This window comes from Sphingobium limneticum, from assembly GCF_008710155.1.
Classification (GTDB): Bacteria; Pseudomonadota; Alphaproteobacteria; order Sphingomonadales; family Sphingomonadaceae; genus Sphingobium; species Sphingobium limneticum.
Map to the genome: position 1 here is coordinate 190,840 of NZ_VYPZ01000004.1, position 14,575 is coordinate 205,414.

Below are 14,575 nucleotides of genomic sequence, written 5' to 3' on the forward strand. Positions count from 1 at the left end.
GCGGCTCAGAAGCCACCCCAATAGGTCTTGCTGCCGGCGAAATCGACCACTCGGCCGACCTCCTTCAACTTGGCCTGCACTGCCGGCGCGGCGCGGGCCGCATCCATCACGCCATTCAGCCGCGCGTCGAAGGTGGAGGGCATGGGCGACTGGCGCGACCGCACAAACAGGCCCAGCGCGGCCATGCGGTCGTCCGGCTTGTCCAGCCGATCGACCAGCAGCGTCTCGATCATTTTTTGATCGCCGCGACAGGCTGCCGCCATGGACACGGCCGCCTTGTTGTCGTCCTGCGTCGCGGTCAGCTTATCGTCCAGCGCTTTGGCCTCATCGGCGCGGTTCAGCGTCCGCAGCGCGCAGGCCTTGCCCGCCCACATCCACATCTTGCCATATTGGCTGGCCTTGCCGCCATATTTCTCGTCGGCCTCGGTCATCGCCGCCAAAGCGCGATCGGGCATGTCGGCATGGTTGAACATCTCCGCCCGATTGATGAGCTGCGACACCAGAGCGGGATATTGGTCGATCCCCAGCGCCAGCACCGCGTCCATCTGGGCGATGGCGTCCGCATGCCGGCCCGCATCGGCTAGGGCGGAGGCATATTCGTTGACGAACCAGAAGGCCGGCTCCCCCGTCGCCTCGATCCGGTCGCGCCCGGCGCCCAGCTTCTTGCCCGCCGCGATCGCCTCCTGCGGCTTGCCGGCGGTGCGTAACGCCCGCATCAGGGCGGTGGCCGCGCCGAAATCGTCGGGGGCCTTGTTCGCGGCGGCGCGGGCCAGGGAGACGGATTGATCGATGCTCCCTGCAAACCCATCGGCCTGCGCCTTTGTCAGATCCGGCCAGACCGCCTGATAGCGTTTGTCCATCGCCAGCCCAACCAGCGTATCGGGCGAGGGTTGCAGTGCGATCAACCTGCGTGCCTCGGCGACGTTGCCGCGCTTGAGATGGGCACGAATGGCGCCGCCCAGCACGCTGACGCCTTCGTCGGTCCGCGGGTCCATCCGCCATCCGGCCGCTGCTAGGATGACATTGAGTTCGTCCCGCGCGTCCTGCCGCTTATCGGCTGGCATGAGATTGATGCGCTGAGACAGATATTGCATCCAGTTGAGGTCGAATGCCTTGATCAAATCGGGCTGCTTGTCCTGCGCGATCTTCATCGTTTTAAGGATGACAGGCGGTTCGTCGCCATTGAGTTGCAGCGCGATCAGGGTCTGGATCATGTCCGCATTGCCCTGATATTGTTCGATGCTCGATTGCAGCGCGGTCTTGGCAGGGGCGGCCCTGTTGAGGCTCGTCAGGATCAGCCCCTTCAGCCCGTCGAACAGGCCCGCGACTACGGATGGGCGTTCGGGCTTGTCGGCGATGCGATTAATGATCGACAGCGCCTCGATCCGCGATGCCTGATCGCTTTTCTCGCCGGTCAGTTCCACGATCCGGTCTAGATCAGCGCGATAGGCTTGCAGGTCGGCAGGGTCGATCGCACCCACCGTTTCCGATGGGCGGCTGGACTTGTCGATGAAGAAGCGCAGGCCGTTCTCATCGCCGATTTTCTCGCTGATCGCATAGATAGCGGCGGCCTTTTCGGCCGGCACGACAGAGTTGTCGTCACTGACGAGCGTGTAGGTCATGCGCACGCCATCGTTATCGCGTTCCGACTTGCGCGTGAAATGGACACCGTCGGCCAGCATGTCGATATCGTCGGGCGCCCAGAGCCGACGGTCCTTGGCACGGACCTCTATCACCTGATTACGGTGGATATTGGCAGGCAGATAAAGTGGCTGCTTGCGTGGGCCGGACTGTTTGCCGGGCAGCAGGTCGTCGACCGCATAGGCGGTGGTGTTAAGGTCGGACAGGATCTTGCCCTTGTCGAACTCGACCTTGGTCAGACTGTAATCTTCACCCAATATGACGATATTGGCGTCGCGATCGTCGCTGATCGCCAGCGCCTTGCCTTCTGCCAGGCCCGGAAAGCGCTTCTGATAATATTCCAGATTGCCGCGCGCCACCTTCGCTGCCGATTGCGATGCCAGACGCCCGCGCATCCAATCGGCCATGCTGCCACTATAGCGCGTCTCGACACGCAACGTCAGCGCGGTTGCCGCTGCCTCATCCACGTCATAGCGTTCCACCACATCCATCGCCCCGGCACGGGCGGGATAGCCTTCCATCTTCTCCAGCGCCTGCTGCCCGTCCCGCACCGGCAGGGCATAGCCAAGGTTGGACGGGGTGATGGCCAAGCCGCGCCCGCCGCGATGGGTGGCGGTGGGGTCGATCCATGTCGTCTGCCCGTCGATCGCGACGCGTACGATCACATGGTCGAACATCAGCGGCGACGCCAGCCGATCGGGCAAATCGCGGCCCGGCCGCGTCGATACCAGCGCCGGCACCGCGTCGATCCCCAGCAGTCGCAACGCGACGGTCAGCAGCAGGCTCTTGTCCTTGCAATCTCCATAGCCCCGCTCCAACACCAGTTTCGGCCGGCGCGGCACGTAAGATCCTTCTCCTAGTTCCTCTCCGACATAACGGATATTATCCTGTATATAGCGGCTGATTTCGGTCAGCCGGTCCTGCGCTTTGGGCCAGCGGGCGGCGATATCGGCCAGCTTCTGCTCAAAGTCCGGGGTCAAGCTGTCGTCGCCGGCATAAAGCGGCACGGCCCAGCGCGCGACGGTCGCCCAATCGGGCATCGTGGATACATCGACCCGGCCATATTGCGGATGCCAAGCTGGCACATTGTCTTCACCCGGACCGAACGGCCGGTCGCGTCCGGTCCATTCCCAAACGGTCATGTCGCCCAGCGTCTGCTGGGTGAAGGTAATGTCGCTATTGGTCGGCTTGAACCGCAACGGCTGGCTGGTGGGCCATACGAATCGGATCGCGCGCAGCCCCAATGGCTCGGAAAAGCGGTCGGTGAAGCTGGTAAAATAATGGCCAGGCCACAATGCGGTGCGAACATGCTGGGTCATGCCATAATCCACGATATCGCCGACGCGCACATCCTTTAGCGTGGCGATGGCGCGGAGCGATCCGCTGATGATGCCGTCGTCCAGATCATCCTCTCGCTCGACCACGCGGAAACTGGCGTCGGCCGTTCTGTCGATGGTTTTGCCGTCGCGGATGATGTGGACGAAATTGAGCGCAACGGTTTCGAACGCCGGGTCGTAGCTGGCGGAGATGCGGCCCGTATCCTCCAGCCCGCTGCGATCCACCACCTTGGTCGCGATACGATAATAGCTGTCATAGCCCTCCGCCGTGGCGCGCACCTGCCAGTCGGTAAGGACGAAGGCGACGCCGTCCTGTGCATGTGCCGACTGGTCGGCCGTCAGCGGAGGCAGCGCGCGAGGGGCCAGCCACTCGGGGCTGACTTCGCGCAGAACAACAGGAGCCTGTGAGGTGGCTTGTGGTGTCTGAGCGATGGCAGCACCGATGCTGGCGATGGAAAGTCCCGCGACGGATGTGGACAGCAAAAACAGGCAACCGCCGGTCGCCGACAGGAAACGCATTGAAATAACCCCCGTTTTCGGACCGAACGGTCCGGTCCCCTTGCTATGGCGCAGAAGAAGCGGATGCAAGGGCGCTGCGCGACTGCTACATGGCGGATTGATCGGGGACCGGCATTCGCCGTCCCAGCCGCGACCGTTCCAGCCACCAGAGCAGCGCGCTCGCCGCCAGCCAGGCAAGCCAGGTCGCCCATATTGGCCAGGCAGCAGCGGGCATGGTCGCTGCCGCAACGGACGGCACATCGCTGCGCAGCATCGCCATCGCCTGCCTGTCGCGCGCCGCGCTCATCACCGGCAATGCGTCACGCGGCTGCACGTAGAAGGGGCGCGTTTCACCCTTCGTGCGCAGCCTATGCCAACCTGGCTTGGCCGCCCAGAAAGCACCACAGCCGGCCACCGGCAGGACACGCGCCTGTGTGCCATCCGGCGTTTCGACGCGAGCATCCCCGGTCAGGCCGCACAGCGCCATCCGATCACCGACCCAGACCGTATCGGTCGCCATGCGGCTGGCCGGAGCAGGGCGGGCGACCGTGCCCAGCATATCGCTCCACCAATCGCCATACAGATCGCCACGCCCCGTCAATGTCAGCCCATAGCTGTCGATCGCGGTGAACAGCGCGACACGCCCCGCGCCGATGGCGCGCCATGCCGCCAGGCTGGTACCGCCCGCATCCTGCAACAGGGGCACCGCATCGCTGCCACCGGGCACCAGGCCGACGCGGCTGATATCGGGCGCCAGTTCTTCCGGCAGCGCCATGTCCACTGGCGCGTCGACGCTGCCGATGCCATGGCGCGTGCGGGCGATCGCCTGCTCGGGCACTTTGGGCAAAGCCAGCGGCGCGATGCCGCCCGGACCGCTCAGGCCAAAGCCCAGCGCCTGCCATTGCGATCGGGTCGCGCCGTCGATCGCCCCGCCCGCGCGCAGCACCAGCCCCATGCCGCCCCGCACCGCTGCCAGCATCGCGCCGCGCGCGCCGGGCCAGCTGCGTTCGTCCACCACCGCCACATCGAAACGGCGCAGGCTGCCCGCATCCAGCGCGACCGGCGCATCGCCCAGCGCGATCCCGCCGCCCGCGCTCATCTGCGTGGTGACATCATATCCGGCATCGCTCGCCCAGCGGCGCAGATATTTGACCTCCGGCCCAGGCGCGCCGGCCAGGATCAGCAAGCGGGGGCGGGCGTTTTCGACAATCCAGACCGGCACGTCCGCCTGTTCGACGATCCGCCGGCCCGATCGCACCCGCACGGTGAAGCCGACCGACCCGGCCGCGCGCGCCGTGCCGGCCAGTTGGAAATGGCTGTCCTTGTCCGCTGCGCCGCTGTCCGTGACGCGCCCGGCCGGGTCGAGCAATTCTATCGTCGCGTCTGGTAATCCATTGAGCGTCCCGCCCATGATGAAGCGCGCGCCCGGTGCGACCTCTGCCGGCGGCGCGATGTCCACGATCCCCGGCCGCATTGGCGGCGGATCGAACCGCACCGCCAGCCCTTTCGCGACATCCATGTCGCGCGGTTCCAGCCCATGGCCCAGCACATGGATCTGCGTCACGCCGGGATGGCGGCGCAGCGCGGTGGACAGGTCCGGCACCGCTTCGCCGCCGCCGATGGCCGGGGCTTCGGGCAGCAGGATCAATGGCGCCCCCGCCTGCGCCCCGATCATGCGAGACGTGCCCGCCGTCGCGATCCGCAGGCTGGCCGCCTCTCCACCAGCCACGGGCGGGAATAAAGCGAGATATAGCAAGCCGGCGCAAAGCGGCTGGAGCAACGCCAGCGCCCCGGTCCGGCCGGTCGAAGCCTGCCCGCTCGTGATCGCGGCCCGATGCCATAGTCCCAACCGCACCCAGCCCAACAATATGGCAAGGCTCAGGATCAGCGCGACGGCGATCTCCATGCTCATGGCGTCCCCCCGATCGCGTCCAGATAGCGGGCGCCGGTGGCGTCGGCCGGGCGCCGTCGCGCCGGGCGAGCGGTCCGCTCCATCGCCGTCCACAACAAGGCGCGCAGCTTGGTGCGGCACGATTGGCAAGCAGGATCGCTGCGCACCGTATCGATCGCCCCGCTCAGCGCCAGCGCATCGGGCAGCCGCGAGGCATTGGCCCGTGCCCAGCCTTCCAGCGCGCCGAGCGCGATCGGTCCCCGGATGGCATCCGGCCCGTCGCCCAAGGCCCGCCATGCAGCGGCGGCCGGTCCATCGTCGCCCTCGATGGGGGCGATCGGCAAGGCGCGGCTTTCGAGCCCCTCGCGCTTGCCGGTCATGCGGCGGCTGGCGTCGATCGGCGGCAATTCCGGCCCGACCCGCGACAGGAAGATACGGGTCGCCTGCTGCACCTCCTTGATGAAGCGCAGCGCCTTATAAGCATAGGGGAGCGCGGCATCGGGATGGCCGGTCTTGAGTTCCCGTTCGGACTGCCACATTTCATCGACCGCCTGCTTCAATATCGCGCGGGTTTCGGGGTCCAGACTGGATGCGGGGCTTTCGTCATGCGGATGGCCGAATTCCGCCAGCACATCTTCCTTTTCACCAAAGACATTCGGCTTGGCGACCGGCGGGCCATGGTCGTGACCGTCGCCGTCCTGATGTCCGTCCGCATCGGCGGTGGGCAATTGCGGTTGGCCTTCACTCTCGCCGCCCAGAAACTGGCTGTATCGGCCGCGCAATATCTGCTGGTCGCCGCCAATCGCGGCGGAGCGGGACAGGGTGCGGTCAGGCGCCAGGCCGCGTTTTTCCTTCAACAGCTTTTCGATATCGATGATGATCTGGCGCTGGCTGCGGAAATAGGCGGGCAGGGTGGTGTTGACCATGCCGGTCAGGCCACTGCTTTCGGGTGCCTTGGGTGAGGGCCAGCGCAGGATCAGGCTGGGGCCGCGCACCTCCTGCGGATTGGGCGATCGATTGTCGCGCACGATCAACTGCACCACCATGTCGCCGCCAGCCGAAAAGCCGAAGGTCGAGAAATCGAGCCGGGGCGCAAAGCGACGATCGCGCGCCGGGCCGGTCCCGGTGACGGCGATTTCCCGCTCGCTGAACGTCACATTCTCACCCTCGCCAATGGCCAGCGTCACGCGCAGCCGTGCGGTGGCGGCCACGCCATAATCGTCGGTCGCGGCGAAGACCGGGCTCCAACTGCGCTGGCCGGCGCCGACCATGGTCAGGCTGGCGGCGGGGGAGAGCGCCTTTATCTGTGGCGGGTTGTCGGTGATGGCGTCGATCCGGTGCAGCGGCGGCGTAACGCCATTCGCAGCGCCGGGATCGACACGGTAAAGGAAGGAGGCGTCGAGCATCCGGCTGGCGATCCATGTATCGCCTTCGCGGCGCAACGGGATCGGGGTGCCGCCGGGCAAAGTGAGAGCCGGCGCGCTGGCCTGCGGATCGAAGCGCAGCGTCCATTCCAGCCGCGACCCCGACGGCGCACGGGTATCGAGCGTGGCGGAATCGCGCACCGGCAGGCCGGTATAGGCCGGTGGAATGACGCGCAGATTTTGGGCGATCAGGCGCGGGATGCCGGGGCGGATCGGCAGGCCTTCCTGTGCGGGCGCCAATGTCGGCGGGCCTTCGCCCGCGCGGGGCCAGAGCAGGGCAGCCGCGATCAGGCCGGCGGCTATCAGGCTGAGGATCAGAATGGCCCGCCGCGACCAGAGCGGGGCCAGATCCTGCGGGTCGCCCTGATCCAGCCGGACGGCGATGCGGTTGCGCTGGAGCGCGTGCAGCGGGGAGGTCGGCGGTGCGTCTGCGAAGAGGAGGGCGCTACTGTCCTCCAGTTCGGGGCGCGTATCGTCCAGGCGGCGGATCAGCCAGGGCCGGTCGAAACGGGCCGCGCGCCGCCGTGCGACACTATATGCGACAACGAGTGAGACAGCTGCAATGACCAGCGCGGCGGCGGGGCCGGCCAATCGCCAGCCGATGGCCGTCAGGGCAAGCAGCACCGGCGCGGCGATCGCAAGCGTGTCGGCAGTGCGCCGGCGGCGGGCGGGCGTGACCCATTGGGTGAACAGGATATCGCCGCTCATGGCGCGATGCTCCGGCTGCGGCGGGTGGCGATCCAGCGTTCGACCAGAAGCAGCAAGGCGATCAGCAATGCCAGCCAGGAACGCAGCGATTGCGGCGGCTGATCATAGGCGCGGTCACCGGTCAGAGGGGCATAGTCGGCAGCGGCGACGCGACCAGGCGTTGCCGCAGGCGTCAGCAGACTACGCAATTGTGTAGGAAAGTCCGCTTCCAGCAATTCGGGCATTTGCGACGGCATCAACGGACGCGTGAAGCGGATCAGGCGACCACGGCCCAATGCCCGCGCTTCCGCCAGCGGCAGCCCCTGCGCATCGCGCCAGACCGGCACCATCGCCCGATCGGTCGGGACCATGGCATCGCTGGCGACGATCATCGTCCCGCCGCTCCGAACCCATTTGACAGCGCTGTCCAGCAGCGTGCCGCCTGCAAGCCAGACCAGCAGATGGTCTTTATCCGGCAAGGGCTTGTCCGTCGGAAAGCTGTCCAACTCGCTGTCTCTTTTCATCGATGCCAGTGCAGCGGCACGGATGTAGCGCAGGGCCGCGCGATGATTGTCGTCGTAGCGGATCGACAACTGCGGCGTCGGCAGGGGCTTGGCTGTGGATGTCATGGCGCCATCGGTGACGCGCCACGTCACCTTGCGCGACAGGCGCAGGCGGTCCGCATCGGCGCCTTCGATAATGGCGGGCACCACTATCGTCAGCGGGGTGTCGGCCGGCAGTTCTGCGTCGATCTGGCGGATCAGGCTGGCGAGCGGGATGGGGCCGGCAGGCTGGGGGGCAGGTTGGGCCCGGTCGATCGCGGGAAAGCCCGGCGCCAGCCAGTGTAGCCGGCTATCCTTGTATGCTGCTGCATCGAAAGTGGCGCCGGGCACGATCGCGACATAAGGGCTGCGATCGGCCGCGCCGAACAGCACGGGCTGGGCCAGCCACAATGTCGCGAGCGCCAACAGCGTCAGCCGGATCAGCAGCAAGGGCCATTCGTCGAACCGCAGCCGCGATCGCGGCCGGGGCTTTTGCCGCAACCAGCGTAGCGCGGCAAAGTCGGTCGGCACCTGCTCGCTGCGCCGGGCGATGTGCAGGATCAGGGGGACGATCAGCGCCGTCAGCGCGGCCAGGGCCGCCGGGAAAAGCAGGGCCATGCTCATCCATATTCCGCCGCTTCATGGGCCGCGAACAAGCGGCGCAGGGGAAGGTCGACCGGCTCGTCCAGGACATGCGCCGCGTGGCGGATGCCGATCGCCTCCAGCCGTCCGTGCAGCGCCACGCGCGCCTCAGCAAAACGCGCCAGAAATTCGGCGCGCAGGGCGGCGCCGTCTGCCAGCAATTCGTCGCCCGTTTCGGGATCGCGGAAACGATAGCCGCCATCGAAGGGGAAATCCCGTTCCGCGACCGTCAGCATCTCAACCACCAGCGTTTCGCGCCCCGCCGCCGCCAGCTTCTCCGCCAGCGCCACCGCGCCTTCGTCGAAACAGTCGGACAGCAGGATCACCAGATCATGTGCGCCGATCCGTTCCCACACCGGCCCCAACTGGCTTTCGGGCGCAAAGCCGCGCGCGGGCTGGACGTTCAGCAATTCGAGCAACAGCCGGTCGCGCTGGCGCAGGCCGGTGGCGGGGGGCAACAACGTCAGGCCACCGTCGCCCAGCGCCATGACGCCGAAGCGATCGCCCTGTTGCATCGCCAGTTCGGCGATGGCGGCGGCGATGCTCTTGGCTGCGTCGAGCCGGCTATAGTCGGGGCGTGTCGCGTCGGCTTGCCCCATGGAGGCGCTGGCGTCGATCAATATCCAGACCGCGACCGGGCTTTCGCGCTCGGCCTCCCGCACGAAGAATTTGTCCGACCGGGCATAGAGTTTCCAGTCGATCTGGCGCAGCTCGTCGCCCGGCTCGTAGGCGCGATACTGGGCGAATTCCAGCCCGGCGCCCCGGCTGTGGCTGCGATGCAGGCCCAGCCCATGTGACCCCACCGCCCGGCGCGTGACGAGGCGCAGGCCGCGAAGGCGGCTGCGCACGTCTGGAGGAAGAAGGTCGACCATGGCGGAAGGATCAGGCGAGCGGGACGGCGCGGATCAGGGCGGCGACCACATCGTCGGCGCTGCGGCCTTCGGCTTCGGCGGCGAAGGACAGCAGGAGGCGATGGCGCATGACCGGCGCGGCCAGCGCCGCGATATCGTCGCGCGTCGCGGCCAGACGACCATGGAGCAAGGCCCGCGCCTTGGCCGTGAGGATCAACGCCTGTCCCGCGCGCGGGCCGGCACCCCATTTCACATATTTGCGGATATCGTCCGGCGCGCCATCGCCGGGGCGGCTGGCGCGGACGATCCGCGTCACCCAGCCGAGCAGGTCGTCGCTCAGATGCACGTCGCGCACCAGCTTTTGGAGCGCCAGCACCTCTTCGCCCGCCATCACGGCGGGTACCGTGCCAGGCGCTGCACCGGTGGTCTGGGCCAGGATCGCGCGCTCTTCCGCCTCGGTCGGATAATCGACCCGGATATGGAGGAGGAAGCGGTCGAGTTGGGCTTCCGGCAGGGGATAGGTGCCGGCCTGCTCCAGCGGGTTCTGCGTCGCCAATACGAAGAAGGGCTTGGGCAGGACATGGGTCACGCCGGCATAGCTGACCGTCTTTTCCTGCATCGCCTCCAGCAGCGCGGCTTGCGTCTTGGGCGGGGTGCGGTTGAGTTCGTCGGCCAGCAGCAGATTGGTGAAGACCGGGCCCTGTTGAAAACGAAAACTGCGATGGCCGGTGCCATGATCCTCCTCCAGCAATTCGGTGCCGAGAATGTCGCTGGGCATCAGGTCGGGCGTGAACTGGACGCGGCGGAAATCGAGCTTCAGCGCTTCGCCGAGCGAGCGGACGAGGAGCGTCTTGCCAAGGCCCGGCACGCCCTCCAGCAGGCAATGGCCGCCCGCCAGCAGGCCGATCAGCAGCTGCTCCACGACGTCGCCTTGTCCGACGATCGCCTGGCCGATCGCGGCGCGCAATTGGGTCAGCGCGCCAAGGCGGCTCTGGATGTCGGCTTCGGTGAGGTCGGTCATGTCATGTCCCTTGCTGGGGAAAATATGCTCCGTCATTCCCGCTGAGGCGGGGATGACGAAAGTGGGGCGGGGCGAAGGCATCACACCGACAGCGCGTACATCACGATATTGACCGCGAATTTGGTATTGTCCTCGGCCAGGAAACGCTTGTTGCGCCAGTCATAATCCCATTCGCAGCCATAATCCTTGTTGCTGTATAGAAGGCCCAGCCGCCCGTTGACCTCTATCCCTTTCAGATAGTCGTGGACCAGATCGTCGCCCCAGCCATTCAATTCCAGCCCGGTATTGGGCGGGCCATCGAACTTGAAGAAGCTGCGATAGAGGCCGTGGCTTTTGGGCAGTGCCTTCAAAGCTTTCGGTCCGAAAATCTTCGCCATCTGCGCCTCGAAGGAGCGGGCGAACAGGCCGTCTATGTCATGGTTGCAATCGTCCACCATGACGAAGCCGCCATTGCGGACATAGCGTTCGAAATTGCGCCGCTCGGCGGGCGAAAATTCCACCAGCTTGTGCCCCGCCATGTAGCAGAAGGGCGCGGTCAGCATCTTGGGGTCCGAAAGGGCGACGACATGCTCCTTCGGATCGACGCGCAGGGTCGTGTAGTCGATCAGCGAAGTGATGATGTTCGACGGCGCGCGCTGATCCACGTCCCAATCGCCACTGTCGTAGCGCAGGCGCGTGAACCAGAAATCAAACCCTCCGGCAGCGGCAAGGGGGCGGGCCAGCAAAGTGCTGGCCAGACCACCTGCCATCAATCGAAGAAATTCGCTGCGTGTCATGAAAACCGATCGGGCCCGGCCATGCTCCATCCTGCGGCATGGATCGTTCCCCGGCGAAGGCCGGGGTCCAGATTGGGCCGTGGAACTGGACCCCGGCCTTCGCCGGGGCACAGATTGGTCATGGCAGGCCCTGTCGTCACACCGCGTCCGACAGCGAGGTGAAGGTGAAGTCGCGCAGTTTCATCGGCGGCACGACGATGTTCATCGACACTTCGTCCGGCGGCACGCGGACCGGCTTGCCCAGCTCTTCGACATTGTTGAGCATGATGACCGGGCTTTCGTTGAACCGGAAATTCTTGATCGGATATTTGATCTGCCCGTTCTCGATATAGAAAGTGCCATCGCGGGTCAGGCCGGTCAGCAGCACCGTCTGCGGATCGACCATGCGGATATACCAGGTGCGGGTGACGAGTACGCCGCGCTCGGTCGATCGGACGAGGTCGGCGGTCGACTTGGTGCCGCCCGTCATCAGGATATTGCCCATCTGGCCGGCAGCGGGCTTGCCCTGTTTCTGCGCCCAGTAACGGCTATAGTTGAGGTTGGTGATCTTGCCGTCCTTGACCATGTCCATGCGCTGGCGGGCCAGGCCGTCATCGTCCCATGGTTCGCAGGCCGCGACCGGATCCCAGGGATCGGTGTAGAAATTGACCTGCGGACCGAACACCTGCTCGCCCAACTTGTTGCCGCCGCCCTTCTTCGACAGGAAGCTGCGGCCTTCATCCGCTTCGCGCGCGCCGAAGAAATAGAACATGAAGCCGATCAGGCCTGCGGCCGCCATCGGTTCCAGGATCACCGTATATTTGCCCGGCTCCAGCGCCTTGGCTTCCGAAGAGGCCGACGCTTTGCGCATGGCGATCTGGATGTCGGCGTCCGCCTTGAAGCGGGTGGCGTCCTGCGTGTCGGTGCCGACCCAGCCGGAACCCCGGCCATCTTCGGTCCGGACGGTGCAGGTGTAATCGAGCACGGTCGAGCGCTGGTAACCGAAATTGCCCTTGCTGTTAGCGATCGCCTTGAAGCTCTGACCGTCCTCCAGATAACCGGCCGCGATCAGCTTCTGCGACTTGCAGGCGTTGATCGAGGTAGCGGCGACCTGCGCACGATAAGCGGGCGTGATGTCGGCGGTGGACTGGGCGAAGGTGGGGCTGGCCTTATAGGCTTGCTTGTCGACGGCCGGCATGAATTCAGGGTTGTCGGGTGCCAGTTGCGCCAGCGTTTCGGCCCGGCGCACGACGCGCTCCAGCGCCGCGTCGTCGAACTGGTTGATGGTCGCGGTGCCGACCTTCTTGCCATAGGCGACCTGCACGGCCAGCTCGATATCATCGGTCTGGCCAGCGGTGGACACATTGTTGCGGGCGAAGCGGATATTGCCCTGGATCTTGCCGGTGAGTTGCGCGGTGCATTCGTCGGCCTTGGACAGGGCGACGACCTTGGTCAGGATGGCCTTGGACTGCGCTTCGGTAAGGATGCTCATGTTATTTTCTCCCCTAAGCGATCAGCCGAGCGAACGCGCGGTGTTGATGACGTTGATACCGTTGAAGCGCGCGGTCGACGACCCGTGCGACACGGCGGAGACTTGTGCCGGCTGGCCCTTGCCATCGAAGAAGGAGCCGCCCAGGCGATAGTCGCTGGCGTCGCACACGCCCACGCAGGCGTTCCAGAATTCCGGGGTGCGGATCTGATAGGCGACATCCTCGATCTGCTGGGTGATCTTGCCGTTCTTGATCTCGTAGAAGAGCTGGCCGCCGAACTGGGCGTTGTAGCGCTGCTGGTCGATCGAGAAGCTGCCGTCGCCCACGATGTAGATGCCGTCCTCGACACCCGCGATCATGTCGGCAACGCTCTTCTTGGCCTTGCCCGGCTCCAGCGACACATTGGCCATGCGCTGGAACTGAACGTTGGACCAGCTGTCGGCATAGGCGCAGCCGTCCGATGCGGCCTTGCCCTCGATATGGGCCTGATCGCGGATCGCCTGATAGCCGACCAGCTTGCCGTCGCGGATCAGATCCCACTTCTTGGTCTTGATGCCTTCATCGTCATAGGCGACCGCGCCCAGGCTGCCTACCTGCGTCTTGTCGGCGACGATGTTCACATTGGGGCTGCCATATTGGAAATGGCTTTCCAGCTTGTCCATCGTGGCGAAGCTGGTGCCGGCATAATTGGCTTCGTAGCCCAGCACACGGTCCAGTTCGAGCGGATGGCCGACCGATTCATGGATGGTAAGCCAGGTGTGCGACGGGTCGAGAACCAGGTCGTACTTGCCCGGCTTGACCGAAGGCGCCTTCAGCTTCGCGCGCGCCTGCTTGGCGGCGGCGATCGCATCTTCCTTCATGTCATAGCTGTTGCCGTAGACGATCACGCCATTGGGCAGCACGGTCTTGCCCGACGCGGCGCCGTCCAGATATTCGTAGCCCAGACCCATCGGGGCCGACAGGCCTTCGCGCGTCCGGAACTTGCCGGTGGTCTTGTCGACCGCCGTGATGGTGGTCGGCGCCCAGATGCGGTGGACGTCCTGGTCGATATAGCTGCCGTCGGTGCTGGCGAAATATTTCTGCTCGTTGACCAGGAACAGGATGGAATTGATGAAGTCCGCGCCCGCGTCCATGGCGGCGGCGTTGACGTCCGTCAGAAGCGCCACCTTATCCTTGATGGGTACGGCCATCGCGTTCTTGACGATCGGCGTCTTCCAACTGACTTCGCCCACGCCCTTGGTCGGGGCCAGCTCGACAGGCGCGGTCTGCGCCGGGGCGTTGGCCTTGGCGATGGCGACGGCCTGCTGCGCGGCCTTGGCCACGGCGTCGGCGGTCATTTCATTGGTGGCGGCAAAGCCCCAGGCGCCATTGGCGATGACGCGGATGCCGACGCCCGACGATTCTGTGTTGACGATATTTTCGACATTGCGTTCACGCGTGATGACGAACTGGCGCAGGTAGCGGCCGACGCGCACGTCGGCATAGCTGGCGCCCGCACTCTTGGCCGCGTTCATCGCGGTGTCGGCCAGGCTCTTCTTCGCCGCCACGTCGATGGCGCTGTTCAATTCTTCTGCGGCAATAACTTTGCCGAACATCGAAGGAAGGACGAGTCCCCCCACGCCCATGGCCCCGAAGGCCAGAAAATCGCGTCTGTGCAAGGCTTGTCTCCCGCCTGATATGCCCGCCTGTCTGCGGGTCGGATTGTCGCTGGATTGCGGCAGGTCGCCGCACCGGCTTGATGGGGCGGATCATTGCGGCGTGGACAGGCCGGGTCAAACATCTTTTACGGATGCACA

9 protein-coding genes are annotated in these 14,575 nt (G+C 65.6%); all 9 read right to left on the reverse strand.

Annotated features, from left to right (window positions below):
• Positions 1-5: 5 nt before the first annotated feature.
• A complete protein-coding gene (locus F4U94_RS07170; protein ID WP_120250272.1) occupies positions 6-3,497 on the reverse strand; it encodes a DUF3857 domain-containing protein in 3,492 nt (1,163 codons plus the stop codon).
• A gap of 85 nt (positions 3,498-3,582) precedes the next feature.
• Positions 3,583-5,388 (reverse strand): carboxypeptidase regulatory-like domain-containing protein, encoded by a 1,806-nt coding sequence (locus F4U94_RS07175; RefSeq protein ID WP_120250271.1) that lies wholly within the window; start codon positions 5,386-5,388, stop codon positions 3,583-3,585.
• Positions 5,385-7,499, reverse strand: a complete 2,115-nt coding sequence (locus F4U94_RS07180) for a DUF4175 family protein (RefSeq protein WP_120250270.1) — start codon at positions 7,497-7,499, stop codon at positions 5,385-5,387. Before F4U94_RS07180 ends, F4U94_RS07175 begins: the two co-directional genes overlap by 4 nt.
• Positions 7,496-8,638, reverse strand: a complete 1,143-nt coding sequence (locus tag F4U94_RS07185; RefSeq protein WP_232015970.1) for a BatA domain-containing protein — start codon at positions 8,636-8,638, stop codon at positions 7,496-7,498. Before F4U94_RS07185 ends, F4U94_RS07180 begins: the two co-directional genes overlap by 4 nt.
• Positions 8,639-8,640: 2 nt before the next feature.
• Positions 8,641-9,534 carry a DUF58 domain-containing protein gene (locus F4U94_RS07190; RefSeq protein ID WP_120250268.1) on the reverse strand — a complete coding sequence of 298 codons (894 nt, stop codon included), beginning with the start codon at positions 9,532-9,534 and terminating at the stop codon, positions 8,641-8,643.
• 10 nt (positions 9,535-9,544) lie between these two features.
• Positions 9,545-10,534: an AAA family ATPase gene (locus tag F4U94_RS07195; RefSeq protein ID WP_120252072.1), complete on the reverse strand. Its 990-nt coding sequence runs from the start codon at positions 10,532-10,534 to the stop codon at positions 9,545-9,547.
• Between the two features lie 80 nt (positions 10,535-10,614).
• Positions 10,615-11,310 (reverse strand): DUF4159 domain-containing protein, encoded by a 696-nt coding sequence (locus tag F4U94_RS07200; protein ID WP_120252071.1) that lies wholly within the window; start codon positions 11,308-11,310, stop codon positions 10,615-10,617.
• A 136-nt stretch (positions 11,311-11,446) separates the two neighbouring features.
• Positions 11,447-12,781 (reverse strand): TldD/PmbA family protein, encoded by a 1,335-nt coding sequence (locus tag F4U94_RS07205; protein ID WP_120250267.1) that lies wholly within the window; start codon positions 12,779-12,781, stop codon positions 11,447-11,449.
• Positions 12,782-12,802: 21 nt separating this feature from the next.
• On the reverse strand, positions 12,803-14,437 hold the full coding sequence (locus F4U94_RS07210) for a TldD/PmbA family protein (protein ID WP_120250266.1): 1,635 nt from the start codon (positions 14,435-14,437) through the stop codon (positions 12,803-12,805).
• Positions 14,438-14,575: the final 138 nt, after the last annotated feature.